Source organism: Alcaligenes sp. WGS1538, assembly GCF_043187505.1.
Taxonomy (GTDB): Bacteria; Pseudomonadota; Gammaproteobacteria; order Burkholderiales; family Burkholderiaceae_B; genus Alcaligenes.
In genome coordinates, this window is record NZ_CP171109.1 from 1,961,238 (window position 1) to 1,978,500 (window position 17,263).

Consider the following 17,263-nt stretch of genomic DNA (forward strand, 5'->3'; position numbering starts at 1 on the left):
TTAGTGATACAGCACTGGCTCGGCGGATTGGCCACCGCGCAGGAAGGCCTGGGCGCGTTGCGCCATGATGGCCTCGCGCCGGATGAAGTCCGCCACGAAATCATTGGCCGGGCGATGATGCAGGCCGTAAGGGGTATCCCACTGGATGATCTTGCCGGCCTGCATGACGCCGATGCGGTCGGCAATGGCGAAGGCCTCGGCCTGGTTGTGAGTGACCAGAATGGCCGTCATGCCCGCGCTTTTCAGGATGTCGCGCACCTCGAAGGCCAGACGCTCGCGGGTGTCCACGTCCAGGTTGGAGAAGGGTTCATCCAGCAGGAGCAGGGACGGCTTGGATGCCAGCGCCCGAGCCAGGGCCACGCGCTGCTGCTGGCCGCCGGAGAGCTCATGCGGATAGCGCTGGGCGAGCGGGCCCAGGTCCACCAGCTGCAGCATCTCCCGCACGCGCGCCTCGCGCTCGGCCTTGTTCCACTTGCGCAGCCCGAAGGCTACGTTCTTCTCCACGGTCAGGTGCGGAAACAGGGCGTAGTCCTGGAACATCATCCCCACATGGCGATGCTCGGGCGGCACCTGCTGCTGAACCGTGGAGAGCACCTGCTGATCGAGCAGGATGCGGCCGCTGCGCAGCGGTTCAAAACCCGCGATGGCGCGCAGCACCGTCGTCTTGCCGCAGCCCGAGGCGCCCAGCAGACAGCCGATTTCTCCTTGCGGCAATTGCAGGTTCAACTGGTCCACCACGGGGCGGAAGCCTTTGGAAGTTTCATAGGCCAGGGTAATGGCCTGCAGGTCCAGGAATGCATTCATGGTCAGCGTCGGCCATGGGCCGTCAGTTGGGTGCGCGCCAGCAGGATGACGGGTATCAGTCCGGCCAGCACAATGGCCAGGGCGGCCACGGCGCCTTCTTCATAAGTGCCGCGCGCGGCTTCCGCGTACAGCCAGGTGGCCAGGGTGTCGAAGTTCATGGGGCGCAGCAGCAGGGTGGCGGGCAGCTCTTTCATGGCGTCCACGAAGATCAGCAGCGCCGCCGCGCCCATGGCGGGCCGCAGCAAGGGCAGATGCACGCGCCTGAGCGTGCCGGCGGGAGTTTCGCCCAGCAGGCGGGAAGCCTGTTCCAGGGATGGGGGAATACGCGCCAGGCCCGCATCCAGGCCGCCTACGGAAATGGCCAGGAAGCGCAGGGTATACGCCAGCATCAAAGCCAGGGTGGAGCCCATCAGCAGCAGCCCGGCCGGCTTGTGTCCGAACCAGGAAAGCACCTGGTTGTAGAACGAATCGAACAGGACCAGCGGCGTGAGCAGACCGATGGCCAGCACCGTGCCCGGAATGGCGTAGCCCAGGCTGCTGATCCCGGCCAGCGCGCGCGCGAAACGGGGCTTGCGGCTGTGGCGCACGGCGCGCGCCGCCCAGGCAACAACCAGGCCGCACAGCAGCGTGGCCGCCGTGGCCAGGGCGGCGATGTGCAAGGTGTTCCAGGCGCTGGCCAGCAACTGCTCGGACACGGCGCCGGCCTGGGCCAGGTGCTTGATGGTTTCGTTGAGCAGGTACAGGGACGGCGCCACGAAACCGATCAGGACGGGCGCCGCGCCCAGCGCCAGCGCCACCCAGCGGGACGCGCCGCGCAGGCGGGCAGGGCGTATGGGTTCGGAGCGCTGGTTGCCCGCATAGGCCTGGCGGCGGCGTCCGTAGCGTTCGAGCGTGATCAGTCCGGCCACGATGATGAGCATGGACACGGCGATCTGCGCCGCGCCCGCCAGGTCGGAACGGGTGACCCAGGTCGTGTAGATGGAGACGGTGAGCGTCTGCACGCCCAGGAATTCGGAGGCGCCGATGTCGTTCAATGTTTCCAGCAAGGCCAGGCTGACGCCCACGGCGATGGCCGGGCGGGCCATGGGCAGCACCACGCGGAAGAAGACGCTGCGTCCGGATTCGCCCATGATGCGCGCCGCTTCCAGCAGGCTGGCCGACTGGGTCGCGAACATGGCGCGCGTGCTCAGGTAGACGTAGGGGTAGAGCACGAAGCCCAGCAGGAAGATGGCGCCGCCCAGCGAACGCAGGTCGGGCAGGCGGAATTCGCGCGGGCTGCTGTAGCCCAGCAGTTCGCGGATCAGCGTCTGGATCGGGCCGATGGGGTGCAGCAGGTCCAGGTAGGCGAACGCGACGATGTAGGTCGGCACCGCCAGGGGCAGCAGCAGGGCCCACTGCAGGACGCGTCGTCCGGGAAAATCGTAGGCGGTGATCAGCCAGGCCGCGCCCACGCCCAGGCAGCTGACCAGCACGCCCACGCCCAGCAGGAGCAGGCCGGTGTTGCGCAAGGCATTGGGCAGCACGAACTGGAACAGGTGCGACCAATGCTGCGTGCTGCCTCCCAGGGCATGGACCAGCAAGGTGAGGACGGGCGCGGCCGCCAGGACGGCGACCAGCAGGGCGGCCACATGCCAGACGGGCAGTCGGCGGAAAAAAGACATGATGCGATGCTGCTGAATTACAGGCGCCTGAATGCGCGGCGACCGCCGCCCCGATTGCTCGGAGCCGGCGGTCGCGGAAAAGGGACGGGATAGATCAGTTGTCGAAGCCAACTTTGTCAACCAGCTCGCTGGCCTGCTTGCGATGCTTGGCGATCTCCGTCAAGGGCAAGGGGTCGACCTTCAGTTCGCCGAAGCTGGCCACCACGGGATCCAGCTCCACGCCGGCGCGCACCGGATATTCGTAGTTGGCCCTGGCGTACAGGCTCTGTGCCTTGTCGGACACCAGGTACTCCAGCAGCTTGACGGCATTGTCCTTGTTGGGCGCATGCTTGGCCACGGCGGCGCCGGAGATGTTCACATGCGTGCCCTGGCTTTTCTCGTTGGCGAAGGTGGGGCGGACCACCTTGATGGCGTCGCCCCATTTGCGGGCGTCCGAACCTTCCTCGGCGTTCTTCATGCGGCCCACGTAGTAGGCGTTGGCGATGCCCACGTCGCAGATGCCGCCCAGGATGTCGCGCGCCACGTCGCGGTCGCCGCCGGCTGCCTTGCGGCCCAGGTTGTCCTTGACGCCGCGCAGCCATTTTTCGGTGGCCTCGGCGCCGTCATGGGCGATCATGGCCGCCACCAGGGCGGTGTTGTAGGGGTGCTGGCCCGAACGGATGCAGACCTTGCCTTTCCACTTGGGATCGGCGAAATCCTCGTAAGTGATGCTCTTGACGTCCACGTCCTTGGCCACGTACGCCACGCGATCGCGCAAGGACAGGGAGAACCACTGCTTGTCGGCGCCGCGCAGGTTGGCGGGGATGGCTTCGGTCAGGGCGGCCGATTCGACCGGCTGGGTGACCCCGGCTTCCACCAGATCCAGCAGATTGCCGATATCCACGGTCATCAGCACGTCAGCCGGCGATTTGTCGCCTTCGGTCTTGACGCGTTCGATCAGGCCGTCCTTGACGAATACCGTATTGACCTTGACGCCGGTGTCCTTGGTGAAGGTCTCCAGCAAAGGAGTGATCAGGCCCGGTTCGCGGGTGGTGTACAGATTGACCTCGTCGGCGGCCACCGCGGCCATGGACAAACCGCCCAGTCCGGACAGGACCAGGGCTTGGATCAGGGAACGGGCGGACGGCTTGAAACGCTTCATGGAAAGAACTCCGGAGTTCTGTTGAACCGATAAGATAGGCACAAATAGTAATGATTATCAAACGCAAAGGTAGCAGCTTCTGTCCCGTCTCACAATAGGGCGCTCCCGGAAATGAAGCCGCAGGGCAACTAGAATAAGGGCGCCGGCTTCTGAAAACAAGCTGAACGGCGCTGATTGCAAGATATGATGGTAAATCCTGATTGCGATCAAGGCCTTCTGATGTCTGCACGTGGATTTGCGCCGCGAACTGGGTACAATGGACAGGTTTTTGCATAATTGCCCGGGATTTCCCGACCACCCACACCGACACTACCATGGCAGCTTTCAATACCGAACGAGTGCTGAGCGTCCATCACTGGAACGATACCCTGTTTTCCTTCACCACCACGCGTGATGCCGCCTTGCGCTTTCACAACGGCCATTTCGTCATGATAGGCCTGGAAGTGGACGGCAAGCCCTTGATGCGCGCCTACAGCATCGCCAGCGCCAACTACGAGGAAAACCTGGAATTCCTCAGCATCAAGGTGCAGGACGGCCCGCTGACTTCCCGGCTGCAGCACCTGAAGGAAGGCGACAGCATCCTGGTCAGCCGCAAGCCCGTGGGCACACTGGTGATCGACGATCTGCGCCAGGGACGCAACCTGTTCCTGTTCGGCACCGGCACGGGTCTTGCTCCCTTCATGAGCATCATCAAGGATCCCGACACCTACGAACGCTTCGAGAAAGTCGTGCTGGTGCACGGCGTGCGCTACGTCAGCGAGCTGGCCTATTCGGATTTCATCCAGAACGACTTGCCGCAGAACGAATACTTCGGCGAACTGGTGCGGGAAAAACTGCTGTACTACCCCACCGTCACGCGCGAACCCTTCCGCAATACGGGTCGCATCACCCAGCTGATCGAATCGGGCAAGCTGTGCCAGGACCTGGGCCTGCCCGCCCTGGATCCCGCCCAGGACCGCGCCATGCTGTGCGGCAGCCCCGCCATGCTGGCCGACATCAGCGCCATGCTGGACAGCCGCGGCTTCCAGGTTTCGCCCGGCGTGGGCCAGCCCGGCGACTACGTCATCGAACGCGCTTTCGTCGAAAAATAATTGCGTCGGCGACTGTTAATTTTAGCTATAGGCGCTTAAACTCTGATAGTAAACCACTCATCAGAGGTTCTAACCATGACCAAGCAAGTCGTATTCACCGATGCCGCTCCCGCCGCCGTAGGCCCTTATTCCCAGGCAATCGTCGCATCCGGCGGCAAGACAGTCTACCTGTCCGGTCAGATCGGCCTGGAGCCCGCCACGGGCGAACTGGTTTCCGAAAACTTCGAAGGCCAGGTCCGCCAGGCCTTCGCCAACCTGGAAGCCGTCGTCCAGGCGGCCGGCGGTTCCCTGGACGACATCGTCAAGCTCAACCTGTTCCTGACCGACCTGAGCAAGTTCGCCAGCGCCAACGCCATCATGGCCGAGCTGATCCCCCAGCCTTTCCCCGCGCGCTCCACCATCGGCGTGGCCAGCCTGCCCAAGGGCGCTCAGTTCGAGGTCGAGGCCATCCTGCACCTCTGACCTCCCGGCAGCCATGATCGCAGACAGGCCTGCTCGCCAGGCCAAACGGCCCTCCGCCCGGAAGGCCGTCTCCCTCGATCAGAAGTTCGACAAGCTGGGTCTGCGCGACCCGGCGGATTTCGTGGTGCACCTGCCTTTGCGCTACGAGGACGAGACCCGGATCGAGCCCATCGCCCATCTGTATCCGGGCAAGATGGCCCAGATCGAAGGCGAAATCATCAGCACGGACGTGCAAGCCCGGCCCCGCGCCCAGCTGCATGCCCGCATCGCCGACGACACCGGCCAGCTGGCCTTGCGCTGGCTGCATTTCTACCCCAGCCAGGTCAAGCAGCTGCAAGCCGGCAAGCCCCTGCGCGTGCGCGGGGAGGTGCGCCAGGGCTTTCACGGACTGGAGATGGTGCACCCCAAGGTGTCGGCAGCCGGCGCGCCGCTGGCCCGCGCCCTGACGCCCGTCTATCCAACCACCGACGGCCTGTCCCAGGACCAGCTGCGCAAGGCCATCGCCCACGCACTGGATCATGCCGATCTGAGCGACACGCTGCCCGAGGCCGTATGCCGCAAGCATGGCCTGATGCCTTTCGCGCAGGCCATACGGCTGCTGCACTATCCTCCGCCCGACCTGAGCTACGACGACCTCTTCGAGCGCGGCCATCCGGCCTGGAACCGCATCAAGTTCGACGAACTGCTGGCGCAGCAATTGTCCCTGGCGGAAGCGCGCGCCGCGCGCCAGGCGCAGCGCGCCGCGCCCCTGACCGCGCAGGATTCCGAACTGGCCCGCGCACTGGCCGCCTCCCTGCCGTTCACGCTGACCGGGGCCCAGCAGCGCGCCGTCGCCGAGATCGGGCAAGACATGCTGCGCTCCTATCCCATGCACCGCCTGCTGCAAGGCGATGTGGGCAGCGGCAAGACCATCGTGGCCGCCATGGCCGCCGTCCAGGCCATCGCCAGCGGCTTTCAGGTGGCCCTGATGGCGCCCACCGAGATCCTGGCCGAACAGCACTACCTGAAGATGCGCGGCTGGCTGGAGCCGCTGGGCGTGGAACTGGCCTGGCTGACGGGCAGCCTGGGCGCCAAGGCGCGCCGCCAGGCCTATGAATCCATCGCCTCCGGGCAGGCCAAGCTGGTGATAGGCACCCAGGCGCTGATCCAGGAGCAGGTCAGCTTCCAGCGCCTGGGCCTGGTCATCCTGGACGAGCAGCACCGCTTCGGCGTGGGCCAGCGCCTGGAGCTGAACCGCAAGGGCGACACCGTCGACGAGCAGGGCCGCCCGTATCTGCCGCACCAGTTGAACATGAGCGCCACGCCCATCCCGCGCACGCTGGCCATGGCTTTCTTCGCCGACCTGGACGTCTCGGTCATCGACGAACTTCCGCCAGGCCGCAGCCCGGTCATCACCAAGCTCGCCGAAGACAGCCGGCGCGAGGAAGTCATGGCGCGCGTGCGCGCCGAGGTCGCGCAGGGCCGCCAGGCCTACTGGGTCTGCCCCCTGGTCGAAGAAAGCGAAGCGCTGCAATTGCAGACGGCCGTGGATACGCATGCGGCCCTGGCCCAGGCGCTGGCGCCCTTGCGCGTCGGGCTGATACATGGGCGCCTGTCGGCCACGGACAAGGCGCAGGTCATGGACGCCTTTCGCGACGGCGAACTGGACGTGCTGGTGGCCACCACCGTGATCGAAGTGGGCGTGGACGTGCCCAACGCCTCGCTGATGATCATCGAACATGCCGAGCGCTTCGGCCTGGCGCAGCTGCACCAGCTGCGCGGGCGGGTAGGGCGCGGGCAGGTGCAGTCGGTCTGCGTGCTGCTGTACCAGACGCCCTTGTCGGCCGTGGCGCGCCAGCGCTTGCGGGCGATGTACGAGACCAATGACGGCTTCGAGATCGCGCGCCGCGACCTGGAACAGCGCGGCCCGGGCGAATTCATGGGCATGCGCCAGTCGGGGCAGGCCGTGCTGCGCTTCGCCAGCCTGGAATCCGACGAGGACCTGATCGAGCAGGCCCAGGAGCTGGTCGCGGAGTTCCGCAGCCGCTATCCGGATCACGCCCGGGCCCATCTGCAGCGCTGGATGAAGGGCAGGGAAGAATTGCTGCGCAGTTGAATCATAAATTCGGTTTTGCACAAGGAATTGCCATGACATTGACCGAGCTGAAGTACATCGTCGCCGTGGCGCGCGAGCGCCACTTCGGGCGCGCCGCCGAGGCCTGCTTCGTCAGCCAGCCAACCTTGTCGGTGGCCATCAAGAAGCTGGAGGATGAGCTGGGCGTGGTCATCTTCGAGCGCGGCGGCACCGAGGTGGGCATCACGCCCATCGGGCTGCGCATCGTGGCGCAGGCGCAGAAGGTGCTGGAAGAGGGCGCCAACCTGCGCGAGATCGCCCGCCAGGGCCACGATCCGCTGGCCGGACCCTTGCGCGTGGGCATCATCTACACCGTCGCCCCGTATCTGCTGCCACGGCTGGTGCCCAAACAGATCGAGCTGACGCCCCAGATGCCCTTGCTGCTGCAGGAGAACTTCACCGTGCGGCTGCTGGAGCTGCTGCGCCAGGGCGAGATCGACTGCGCCATCGTGGCCTTGCCGCTGCCCGAGACCGGGCTGATGATACGCGAGCTGTACGACGAACCTTTCGTGGTGGCCGTGCCGCACGATCACCCCTGGGCCAAACGCAAGGAGGTGGACCCGGAGGAGCTCAAGGAACAGACCATGCTGCTGCTGGGCGCGGGCCATTGCTTCCGCGATCAGGTCCTGGGCGTATGTCCCGAGCTCTCGCGCTTCTCGGCCTCCAGCGAAGGCATACAGCGCACCTTCGAAGGCTCCTCGCTGGAGACCATACGCCATATGGTGGCGACCGGCATAGGCGTGACCGTGCTGCCGGCCAGTTCCCTGTCCTCGCCAGGGCAGGCCAACGACCTGCTGGCCTACGTGCCGTTCAAGAAACCTGTGCCCGACCGGCGCATCGCCCTGATCTGGCGTAAGAGTTTTCCCCGCACCTCCGCCATCGACGCATTGACCCGTGGCATCATGGAAAGCGGGCTGGCTGGGGTGAACTACCTGAAAGTCGAATACAGCGGCAGTTTCCCCTATCCAGAATTAACCTGAGCAGCACGCCCTGTGCGTGTTATTCTGCCCCAGGTATTATTTAGCCCTCTGTTCAACAGGAGTCCATTATGGCAAAAGCCGTGAAAACAGTGAGTAAATCCGTCAAGGCTACCAAGGCGACCCAGGCCAAGCCCGCCGATACCAGCGCAGCAGCGTCCGCCGCCGCTGACGACAAGGCCGCCGTCGCCGTCAAGGCGCCCGCCAAGAAAGCCCCTGCCAAGAAGGCCGTGAAAGCCGCCAGCGCCCCTGCCAAGGCTCCTGCCAAGGCCGCCGCCAAACCGGCCAAGCCCGCCGCCTCCAGCAGCGTCCTGAACATCGACATCGGCATCTCGTCCAACGATCGCGCCGCCGTCGCCCAGGAGCTGTCCAAGGTGCTGGCCGACTCGTACACGGTCTACCTGATGACGCACAATTTCCACTGGAACGTCACCGGCCCCATGTTCAAGACGCTGCATGAACTGTTCATGACGCAGTACACCGAACTGTGGCAGGCGCTGGACGACATCGCCGAACGCATCCGCGCCCTGGGCCACTACGCCCCCGGCACGTACGCCGAATTCGAAAAGCTGTCCTCCATTTCCCAGCCCAAGTCCGTACCCGACGCCACCACCATGATCGAACTGCTGGTCAAGGGCAACGAAGCGCTGGCCCGCACCGCGCGCACGGCTTTCGATCGCGCCGACGCGGCCGACGACCAGCCCACCGCCGACCTGCTGACCCAGCGCCTGGACGTGCACGAGAAGAATGCCTGGATGCTGCGCAGCCTGCTGCAGTAATTCCGGCATCAGGGTGCGGCGGTTTTCAAACACCCTATAGAAAACCCTGATTTGCCGGATGCAGGAGGGCATGCGCCGCCGTTCTCGGTGTATGCTCTCTTGCACAATCACGGAGGTGTTTTCTATGAAAATTCGTTTTACTCCTGTTGCAGCGGCCATGAGCCTGGCAACGGGTCTGCTCTTGTCCGGCGCCGCCCATGCCGATACCATCCGCATCGCCATCGCCGGCCCCTTCACCGGCGCGGTCACGCAGTACGGCGAAATGGTCAAGCAGGGCGTGGATACCGCCATCGAGCAGATCAACGCAGCCGGCGGCGTGCTGGGCAGACAGCTCCAGGCCGTCACGGTGGACGATGCCTGCGAACCCAAGCAAGGCCCGGTCGTGGCCAACCGCATCGTCAATGACAAGATTCACTACGTCGTGGGCCACGTGTGCTCCGGCGCCACCATCGCCGCCACCGATATCTACAACAACGAAGGCGTGCTGATGGTCACCCCCTCGGCCACGGCGCCCGCGGTCACCGACGGCAAGAACTACGAGATGATCCTGCGCACCATCGGCCGCGACGACCAGCAAGGCCCGGCCGCCGCCAAGTTCATCCTGGAGCATATCAAGCCCAAGAACGTCGCCGTCCTGCACGACAAGCAATCCTATGGCCAGGGCATCGCCTCCGCGGTGCGCTCCGAGCTGCAGAAGGCCGGCACCACCGTTTCCATCTTCGAAGGCATCAACGCGGGCGACAGCGATTACTCCGCCGTCATCACCAAGCTGAAATCCTCCGGCGCCGACTTCGTCTATTTCGGCGGCTACCACCCCGAGATGGGCCTGCTGCTGCGCCAGGCCGCCGAACAAGGCGTGAACGCCAAGTTCATGGGTCCTGAAGGCGTCGGCAACCCCGACATCAACGCCATCGCCGGCAAGGCCGTGGAAGGCATGCTGCTGACGCTGCCCGCCGACTTCACCCAGGATCCGGACAACAAGGCCATCGTCCAGGCCTTCAAGGACAAGAAGCGCGATGCAAGCGGCGCCTTCCAGCTGACGGCCTATGCCGCCACCCAGGCGATTGCCGAAGGCATCAAGGGCGCCGGCGTGGACGATCCCGTCAAGGTCGCCGACTACCTGCACGCCAACACCGTGAAGACGCCCATCGGCGACATCAGCTGGAACAAGCAGGGTGACCTGAACAACTTCAAGTTCGATGTGTTCACCTGGCATGCGGACGGCAGCAAGACGGTCTACGGCAAGTAAGCCGCTCGGCCGGACTCTGTCCGCCACATAAAAAAACCGGCCTTGAGGCCGGTTTTTTTATCCACGCATGATCCGGAGATCAGGCCTCGATGCGCCGGCCCGTTTCACGGTCGAACCAGTGCAGCGGATGAGGCGGCATATGGCCGACCTGGATGGTCTCGCCCAGCTGGATGGGGTAGTCGCGAGTCTGTTCCACCGGGCAGCGCACCACCAGGCGGTAGTCCCCGTGCGCCAGGTGCAGCAACTGCTCCGAACCCAGGATCTCCACCATTTCCACCTGCGTGGTCAGGCCTGGGGCATGCAGGCGTATGTGTTCGGGCCGTATGCCCAGAAACGCCTTGTGGCCGTACAAGCCCGCCGGAACCAGTTCCGGGCCGAACTGCAGCGGCTGGCCATTGTCGTCGCTGATCAGTCCTTTTTCGGATACCTGGACGGGCAGCAGATTCATGGGCGGGGAGCCGATGAAGCTGGCCACGAATACGGACGCTGGCTTGTCGAAGACTTCGGCCGGCGTGCCGATCTGCTCGGGCACGCCGTGGTTCATGACGACCATGCGATGGGCCAGGGTCATGGCCTCCACCTGATCGTGCGTGACATACAGGCTGGTGGTGCGCAGACGCTGGTGCAGCTTCTGGATCTCCAGGCGCATCTGCACGCGCAGCTTGGCGTCCAGGTTGGACAGAGGTTCGTCGAACAGGAACACCTTGGGTTCGCGCACGATGGCGCGCCCCATGGCCACGCGCTGGCGCTGGCCGCCTGACAGCTGCGCGGGACGGCGCTCCAGCAGCGGGCCCAGTTCCAGGATGGCGGCGGCGGCGTCCACGCGCTGCTTGATATCGGCCTTGGAGAACTTGCGGATCTTCAGGCCATAGGCCATGTTGTCGAAGACCGACATATGAGGATAGAGCGCATAGTTCTGGAACACCATGGCGATGTCGCGCTCGGCCGGTTCCAGTTCGTTCACGACCTTGCCGTCGATGCGGATCTCGCCGCTGGTGACGGACTCCAGGCCCGCGACCATGCGCATCAGGGTGGATTTGCCGCAGCCCGAGGGGCCGACGATGACGACGAATTCGCCGTCCTGGATGTCCATGTCTATGCCGTGAATGACGGCGACGCCATTGGGATAGGTTTTCTTGACGCCTTGAAAACTTAAGGTAGCCATTCAGTTGAGCCTGTTGGGGGTTACTTTTCGGAGTCGATCAGACCTTTGACGAACCATTTCTGCATCAGCATCACGACAAAGGCCGGCGGCAGCATGGCCAGCAGGGCGGTGGCCATGACCACGTTCCACTGGGTGACGCTGTCCCCGCCGGAAATCATGCGCTTGATGCCCACCACGATGGGGTACATGTCTTCGTGCGTGGTGATGATCAGCGGCCAGAGGTACTGGTTCCAGCCATAGATGAACTGGATCACGAACAGGGCGGCGATGCTGGTCTTGGACAGGGGCAGCAGCACGTCCTTGAAAAACCGCATGGGGCCGGCGCCGTCGATGCGGGCGGCCTCGACCAGTTCGTCCGGCACGGTCAGGAAGAACTGGCGGAACAGAAAGGTGGCCGTGGCGGAGGCGATCAGCGGCAGGATCAGTCCGCCATAGCTGTTGAGCATGTTCAAGTCGGCCACCACCTTGTAGGTGGGCATGATGCGCACTTCCACCGGCAGCATCAGGGTGATGAAGATCATCCAGAAGAACAGCATGCGGAATGGAAAGCGGAAATACACCACGGCGAAGGCCGAGAGCATGGAGATCGCGATCTTGCCCAGGGCGATGCCCAGGGCCATCACGGTGCTGACGATGAGCATGCGGCCCACGGCCGGCGTGTTGGTGGCCGCGCCGGTCAGGGCGACGGTGTAGTTCTCGATGAAATGCGAGCCCGGCAGCAACGACATGGGCGCACGCGCCACTTCGGCGGCGGTCTGGGTGGAAGCGACGAAGGTAACGTACAAGGGCAGGGCGATGATCACCACGCCCAGAATCAGGATCAGGTGCGTGATGAAATCGAGGACGGGACGGCGTTCAATCATGACAATCTTCCTTGGCGCTCGTCAGGAGTAGTTGACCTTGCGGTCGATGTAGCGGAACTGGATGATGGTCAAGGCGATGACCACCGCCATGAGCACCACGGACTGGGCCGCCGAAGAACCGATGTCCAGGGCGCGGAAACCCGTGTTGTACACGCGATAGACCAGGATGGAGGTTGATTCGCCCGGCCCGCCCTGGCTGACCACGTCGATGATGGCGAAGGTGTCGAAGAAGGCGTAGATGACATTGACCACCAGCAGGAAGAAGGTGGTGGGCGAGAGCAGGGGGAAGACGATGCTCCAGAAGCGCCGCGCCGGGCTTGCGCCGTCAATGGCGGCGGCCTCGATCAGGGAGCGCGGAATGGCCTGCAGGCCGGCCAGGAAAAACAGGAAGTTATAGGAGATCTGCTTCCAGACCGAGGCCAGCACCACCAGCATCATGGCGTCATTGCCGTCCAGGCGCGGGTTCCACTTCAGGCCCATCTCCACCAGGAACACGGCCACGATACCCACCGACGGCGAGAACAGGAACAGCCACAGCACCCCGGCCACGGCCGTGGCGACGGCGTAGGGCCAGATCAGCAAGGTGCGGTAGGCCAGCGCGCCGCGCACCACGCGATTGGCCATGACGGCCAGCAGCAGGGAAACCGCCAGGCCCACCACGGCCACCGCGATCGAGAAGACCGCCGTCGTCTCGAAGGAGGCGATGTACTCGGCGTTGCTGAACAGCTCGCGGAAATTGTCCAGCCCCACGAACTGGGAGGACAGGCCGAAGGGATCTTCCAGATGGAAAGCCTGCCAGAGCGCCTGGCCGGCGGGCAGGAAAAAAAAGATCACGGTGATGGCCAGTTGCGGGGCCAGCAGCAGGTAAGGAAGTGTCTTGTGGCGAAATACGACACGTTTTTCCATGGGATATCAACGCGAGGGGTGGGGCCGCCGCTCGGATCGCGAGCCGGGGCATGACAGGAAACAGAAGAGCGTATGAATCTGCCATGTTTCACGGCGTGCGCTCCCCATGTTCATGACGGAGGCAGGCGAGACCATGGTCCCAGAATCATACGCCCGATTGTAAACCACCCGCCGAAGCGGGCAGGGCTTACTTCACGCTCTTCTCGAAGCGCTCCAGCAACTCGTTGCCACGGCTCTGCATGGCTTTCAGGCCTTCTTCCGGCGTCACCTTGCCGGCGAAGATCTGTTCCATCAGGCCGTCCTCGATGTCGCGGATCTGGGGCAGGGAGCCCAGGCGGATGCCGCGCGAGTTGTCGGTGGTCGAGGCGTCCAGCTGCTTGACGGCCACGTCGGCGCCCACGTTCTTGTCGTAGTAGCCCGACTCCTTGGTCTTTTCATAGCCGGCGGAGGTCACGGGCACATAGCCGGTATCCTGGTGCCAGGCTGCCGCCTGCTCGGGGCTGGAGATGAACTTGAAGAACTCGGTCACGCCCTTGTAGGTCTCGTCGGACTTCTTGGCGAAGACCCACAGCGAGGCGCCGCCGATGATGGAGTTCTGCGGCGCGCCCTGCACGTCGCTGTAGTAGGGCAGGCTGCTAGTGCCGAACTGGAACTCGCCGGTCTTGATGATGTTGGCGCGATTGCCGCTGGAGCCGGTGAACATGCCGCACTTGCCCGACGTGAACAAGGCGTTGGCCGTGTCGCCGCGTCCGCCATAGGTGAAGGTGCCTTCCTTGGCCATGTCGGCCAGGAAGCTCATGTGCTTGACGAACAGGGGATTGTCCAGCTTCAGGCGGGCGCTGGGGCCGCCGAAGCCGTTGTTCTCGCTGGCGAAAGGAATGTTGTGCCAGGCGGCGAAGTTCTCCAGCAGGATCCAGGACGGCCAGGACGAGGTGTAGCCGCACTCCTGGCCGGCGTCGCGCAGCTTCTTGGCGGCGGCCTGCAGTTCCTGCCAGGTCTTGGGCGGATTCTCGGGATCGAGGCCGGCCTTCTTGAAGGCGTCCTTGTTGTAGTACAGCACCGGCGTGGAGCTGTTGAAGGGCATGGAGACCAGCTTGCCTTCATTGGAAGAATAATAGCCGGCCACGGCGCCCAGGAAATCCTTGGGGTTGATGGGGTTGCCGGCTTTCTCGGACATTTCCTGCACAGGCTGGATGGCGCCCTTGGCGGCCATCATGGTGGCGGTGCCCACTTCGAAAACCTGCAGGATGTCGGGCGCATTGCCGGCGCGAAAGGCCGCGATGCCCGCGTTCATGGATTCGCCATAAGGGCCCTTGTACGAGGCCTTGACCTGGTAGTCGGACTGGGACTTGTTGAAATCGTTGACCAGCTTGTCCACGCGATCGCCCAGGGCTCCTTCCATCGAGTGCCAGAACTGGATCTCCGTGGCGGCATGGGCCGTGCCAATGGAAGCAATCAGTCCGGCCAGGGACAGAGCAAATAGTTTCGTTCGCATCGAACTTTCTCCTGTATAAAAGGTACCGCTAGGATGTAGCAGTCATCGGGTGCCAAGTTTATGACTTGTATATGACGATCGCGTGAATGTACCCACTGGAGCCCAGGGGGTCAATGACGACTTACCCTCAAGAGCCTGGCTGCCTGTCCCGGCGGACCCGTATAATGGAGAAATGATGAATCCACATGACACCCCCTTCAAGCTGGCTTTTATCGGAGCCGGCAACATGGCCAGCGCACTGGCGGCCGGCCTGATCGGCAAGCGCTGCGGCGGCGCGGACGTGCTGGCCCTGGACATCAACCCGCAGGCCCTGGAATCCTGGGCCAGGCAGGGCGTCCGGACGGCGACCCAGCCGGGTCCCGCCCTGTCCGGCCAGCGCATCTGGGTTTTCGCGGTCAAGCCCCAGGTCATGAAGGAAACCGTGCTGGCCTGCAAGCCGTACCTGCAACCGGACACCCTGGTCATCAGCGTGGCCGCCGGCATTCCCGCCACCGCCATCGCCCAATGGCTGGGCGAACCGGACGCGCCGTTCACCCGCGTCATCCGCTGCATGCCCAATACTCCAGCCTTCATCGGCTGCGGCATTACCGGCCTGATGGCCATGGAGCAGGTGGACGAGGCCGACAAGGCCATCGCCAAGCAGCTGCTGGGCTCGGTCGGCGAAGTGGTCTGGGTGCAGGACGATGCGGCCATCGATGCGGTCACCGCGCTGTCGGGCAGCGGTCCGGCCTATGTCTTTCTTTTCCTGGAAGCCCTGATCCAGGGCGGGGTGGAGCAGGGCCTGACTCCTGAACAAGCGCGCCAGCTTGCCTTGGCCACCCTCAATGGCGCCACGCAGCTGGCCACGCTGTCTCCGGAGCCGCCCGCCGTGCTGCGCGAACGCGTCACCTCCAAAGGCGGCACCACCGCCGCGGCCCTGAACGTGCTTGGCCAGGGCGACTTTCCCGCCCTGGTGCAGCGCGCCGTGCGCGCCGCGCGCGAGCGCGCCGCCGAACTGGCTCGAGAATTCTCCTGAATCTTCATGCTCCGCCGCCCGGCGGCGGCAATCGCCTAAAAACCCGGCTCACAGCCGGGTTTTTCATTGAATGTTTTGAAATATTGCGTTTTTTATTGGCAAACGATTTCATTAAGAAAACCTAGTTACCAAATGCTGACATTCAGATATATTCAGATATGCAGGCGCTGACCACGGCAACCGATCTTTCATAGCGACGGTCGGGACTCAAACGCACTTGGTTTCCCGGCCATTCTGCCTCCCCCGCATGCCCGGACAGCGGCTGCCTGCAGTAGGGCTTATCCGAAGTGACAGTGTTTGTAGCACTCCGCGACAATGAGTTCGCCTGACGCAGGGGCAACGGAAGCCAGCCCGCGCGACAGAACGATAATTTTTCCAAGCCACTGCCGGTTACACGCCGGTTTCGGGAGATAGCAGGTATGAAACGGACTCTACGCTTTACCCCTGGCATTGCAGCCCTGGCCGCCATCCTCGCCATGGGCACCGCCTCTGCTGCGGACACCATCAAAATCGGTATTCCGCAACCCATGACCGGCCCGTCCACCCAGTACGGAGATCAGATCCAGGCAGGCGCACTGACCGCAATCGACGCCATCAACGCGGCAGGCGGAGTGAAAGGCAAGAAGCTGGAGCCTTTGCTGATCGATGATGCCTGCGAGCCCAAGCAGGCGGTGCCCGCAGCCAACCGCGTGGTCAACTCGGGCGCGAAGTTCGCCGTGGCGCACGCCTGCTCGGGCACCACGGTGCCCGCGGTCAATGTGTATGAACAGGAAGGCATCGTCGCCATCACTCCCGGGGCCACCTCGCCCCTGGTCACCGACACCATCAAGCCGCATTACTTCTTCCGCACCATAGGCCGGGACGACCAGCAAGGTCCCTTCGCCGCCGATTACATCGCCGACGTGCTCAAGCCCAAGACCATCGCCGTGCTGCACGACAAGCAGACCTACGGCTCGGGCGTGGCCAGCCAGGTGCGCGACGCCCTGGCCAAAAAAGGCATGAACATCGTGATGTTCGAAGGCATCAACGTGGGCGACAGCGACTATTCGGCCGTGATCACCAAGCTCAAGGGCGCCAACCCCGACCTGATCTATTTCGGCGGCTACCACGCCGAACTGGGCCTGTTGCTGCGCCAGGCGCGCGAGCAGGGCTTGAAGAACCAGTTCATGGGTCCAGAAGGCGTGGCCAACCGCGATCTGGTGGCCATCGCGGGCCCCGCGGTGGAAGGCCTGCTGGTGACTCTGCCCACGGACTTCACCAAAATGCCCGGCAATGAAAAAGTGATGGAGAACTTCACCACCTACAAGCGCAACCCGAACGGCGCCTTCACCTTCCCGGCCTATGCCGCGGTGCAGATCATCGCCGACACCATCAACGCCGTGGGCGAGGATTCCGCCAAAGCGGCCGACTACATGCATGCCAATTCGTTCGATACCGCCATCGGCAAGGTAGAATACGACGCCAAGGGCGACCTGAAGCATTTTGAATTCGCCGTTTTCAAGTGGGACAAGGACGGCAACTTCAGTCTGGTGAACAGGTAAA

The 17,263-nt window shown here is 63.8% G+C and carries 15 protein-coding genes; 8 read left to right on the forward strand and 7 right to left on the reverse strand.

Annotated features, from left to right (window positions below):
• The 3 genes from ACF3ND_RS09130 to ACF3ND_RS09140 all read right to left on the reverse strand — a co-directional run bounded on the left by ACF3ND_RS09130 (position 1) and on the right by ACF3ND_RS09140 (position 3,606).
• The gene (locus tag ACF3ND_RS09130; protein ID WP_394059769.1) at positions 1-804 is read right to left on the reverse strand and encodes an ABC transporter ATP-binding protein; all 804 of its coding nucleotides are present in this window, start codon (positions 802-804) and stop codon (positions 1-3) included.
• Positions 805-806: 2 nt separating this feature from the next.
• Positions 807-2,465 (reverse strand): ABC transporter permease, encoded by a 1,659-nt coding sequence (locus ACF3ND_RS09135; protein ID WP_394059770.1) that lies wholly within the window; start codon positions 2,463-2,465, stop codon positions 807-809.
• 94 nt (positions 2,466-2,559) lie between these two features.
• Positions 2,560-3,606: a Fe(3+) ABC transporter substrate-binding protein gene (locus ACF3ND_RS09140; RefSeq protein WP_394059771.1), complete on the reverse strand. Its 1,047-nt coding sequence runs from the start codon at positions 3,604-3,606 to the stop codon at positions 2,560-2,562.
• A gap of 314 nt (positions 3,607-3,920) precedes the next feature.
• Here ACF3ND_RS09140 and ACF3ND_RS09145 point away from each other — a divergent pair, with 314 nt between their 5' ends.
• From ACF3ND_RS09145 to ACF3ND_RS09170, 6 genes are all read left to right on the forward strand, one after another.
• Complete coding sequence (locus ACF3ND_RS09145) at positions 3,921-4,697, forward strand: ferredoxin--NADP reductase (protein ID WP_394059772.1); 777 nt, start codon at positions 3,921-3,923, stop codon at positions 4,695-4,697.
• Between the two features lie 75 nt (positions 4,698-4,772).
• Positions 4,773-5,159 (forward strand): Rid family detoxifying hydrolase, encoded by a 387-nt coding sequence (locus ACF3ND_RS09150; RefSeq protein ID WP_394059773.1) that lies wholly within the window; start codon positions 4,773-4,775, stop codon positions 5,157-5,159.
• A 13-nt stretch (positions 5,160-5,172) separates the two neighbouring features.
• Positions 5,173-7,254 carry an ATP-dependent DNA helicase RecG gene (gene recG / locus ACF3ND_RS09155; RefSeq protein WP_394059774.1) on the forward strand — a complete coding sequence of 694 codons (2,082 nt, stop codon included), beginning with the start codon at positions 5,173-5,175 and terminating at the stop codon, positions 7,252-7,254.
• Positions 7,255-7,286: 32 nt separating this feature from the next.
• A complete protein-coding gene (locus ACF3ND_RS09160; protein WP_394059775.1) occupies positions 7,287-8,252 on the forward strand; it encodes a LysR substrate-binding domain-containing protein in 966 nt (321 codons plus the stop codon).
• Positions 8,253-8,479: 227 nt separating this feature from the next.
• Positions 8,480-9,028, forward strand: a complete 549-nt coding sequence (locus ACF3ND_RS09165; protein WP_394065811.1) for a Dps family protein — start codon at positions 8,480-8,482, stop codon at positions 9,026-9,028.
• Between the two features lie 124 nt (positions 9,029-9,152).
• Complete coding sequence (locus tag ACF3ND_RS09170) at positions 9,153-10,277, forward strand: branched-chain amino acid ABC transporter substrate-binding protein (RefSeq protein WP_394059776.1); 1,125 nt, start codon at positions 9,153-9,155, stop codon at positions 10,275-10,277.
• A 79-nt stretch (positions 10,278-10,356) separates the two neighbouring features.
• Here the strand turns inward: ACF3ND_RS09170 and ACF3ND_RS09175 are convergent, their stop codons facing one another.
• The 4 genes from ACF3ND_RS09175 to ugpB form a co-directional block, all read right to left on the reverse strand.
• A complete protein-coding gene (locus ACF3ND_RS09175) occupies positions 10,357-11,442 on the reverse strand; it encodes a sn-glycerol-3-phosphate import ATP-binding protein UgpC (protein WP_394059777.1) in 1,086 nt (361 codons plus the stop codon).
• 20 nt (positions 11,443-11,462) lie between these two features.
• A complete protein-coding gene (gene ugpE / locus ACF3ND_RS09180) occupies positions 11,463-12,305 on the reverse strand; it encodes a sn-glycerol-3-phosphate ABC transporter permease UgpE (protein WP_394059778.1) in 843 nt (280 codons plus the stop codon).
• Positions 12,306-12,326: 21 nt separating this feature from the next.
• Positions 12,327-13,211: a sn-glycerol-3-phosphate ABC transporter permease UgpA gene (ugpA, locus tag ACF3ND_RS09185; protein WP_394059779.1), complete on the reverse strand. Its 885-nt coding sequence runs from the start codon at positions 13,209-13,211 to the stop codon at positions 12,327-12,329.
• Between the two features lie 187 nt (positions 13,212-13,398).
• On the reverse strand, positions 13,399-14,706 hold the full coding sequence (ugpB, locus tag ACF3ND_RS09190) for a sn-glycerol-3-phosphate ABC transporter substrate-binding protein UgpB (protein ID WP_394059780.1): 1,308 nt from the start codon (positions 14,704-14,706) through the stop codon (positions 13,399-13,401).
• Between the two features lie 172 nt (positions 14,707-14,878).
• On the opposite strand from ugpB, the gene proC reads away from it, so the two are divergent.
• Both proC and ACF3ND_RS09200 read left to right on the forward strand, forming a co-directional pair.
• Positions 14,879-15,721, forward strand: coding sequence for a pyrroline-5-carboxylate reductase (proC, locus tag ACF3ND_RS09195; RefSeq protein WP_394059781.1), 843 nt, complete (start codon positions 14,879-14,881; stop codon positions 15,719-15,721).
• 419 nt (positions 15,722-16,140) lie between these two features.
• The gene (locus tag ACF3ND_RS09200) at positions 16,141-17,262 is read left to right on the forward strand and encodes a high-affinity branched-chain amino acid ABC transporter substrate-binding protein (protein WP_394059782.1); all 1,122 of its coding nucleotides are present in this window, start codon (positions 16,141-16,143) and stop codon (positions 17,260-17,262) included.
• Position 17,263 lies beyond the last annotated feature (1 nt).

What these genes read in the sequence shown, in the direction of transcription:
- ugpB (WP_394059780.1), bottom strand. Translation starts at nt 14,706, where the DNA reads ATGCGAACGAAACTATTTGCTCTGTCCCTGGCCGGACTGATTGCTTCC.
- ACF3ND_RS09160 (WP_394059775.1), top strand. Translation starts at nt 7,287, where the DNA reads ATGACATTGACCGAGCTGAAGTACATCGTCGCCGTGGCGCGCGAGCGC.
- ACF3ND_RS09130 (WP_394059769.1), bottom strand. Translation starts at nt 804, where the DNA reads ATGAATGCATTCCTGGACCTGCAGGCCATTACCCTGGCCTATGAAACT.
- ACF3ND_RS09145 (WP_394059772.1), top strand. Translation starts at nt 3,921, where the DNA reads ATGGCAGCTTTCAATACCGAACGAGTGCTGAGCGTCCATCACTGGAAC.
- ugpE (WP_394059778.1), bottom strand. Translation starts at nt 12,305, where the DNA reads ATGATTGAACGCCGTCCCGTCCTCGATTTCATCACGCACCTGATCCTG.
- proC (WP_394059781.1), top strand. Translation starts at nt 14,879, where the DNA reads ATGATGAATCCACATGACACCCCCTTCAAGCTGGCTTTTATCGGAGCC.
- ACF3ND_RS09135 (WP_394059770.1), bottom strand. Translation starts at nt 2,465, where the DNA reads ATGTCTTTTTTCCGCCGACTGCCCGTCTGGCATGTGGCCGCCCTGCTG.
- ACF3ND_RS09150 (WP_394059773.1), top strand. Translation starts at nt 4,773, where the DNA reads ATGACCAAGCAAGTCGTATTCACCGATGCCGCTCCCGCCGCCGTAGGC.
- ugpA (WP_394059779.1), bottom strand. Translation starts at nt 13,211, where the DNA reads ATGGAAAAACGTGTCGTATTTCGCCACAAGACACTTCCTTACCTGCTG.
- recG (WP_394059774.1), top strand. Translation starts at nt 5,173, where the DNA reads ATGATCGCAGACAGGCCTGCTCGCCAGGCCAAACGGCCCTCCGCCCGG.
- ACF3ND_RS09175 (WP_394059777.1), bottom strand. Translation starts at nt 11,442, where the DNA reads ATGGCTACCTTAAGTTTTCAAGGCGTCAAGAAAACCTATCCCAATGGC.
- ACF3ND_RS09200 (WP_394059782.1), top strand. Translation starts at nt 16,141, where the DNA reads ATGAAACGGACTCTACGCTTTACCCCTGGCATTGCAGCCCTGGCCGCC.
- ACF3ND_RS09170 (WP_394059776.1), top strand. Translation starts at nt 9,153, where the DNA reads ATGAAAATTCGTTTTACTCCTGTTGCAGCGGCCATGAGCCTGGCAACG.
- ACF3ND_RS09140 (WP_394059771.1), bottom strand. Translation starts at nt 3,606, where the DNA reads ATGAAGCGTTTCAAGCCGTCCGCCCGTTCCCTGATCCAAGCCCTGGTC.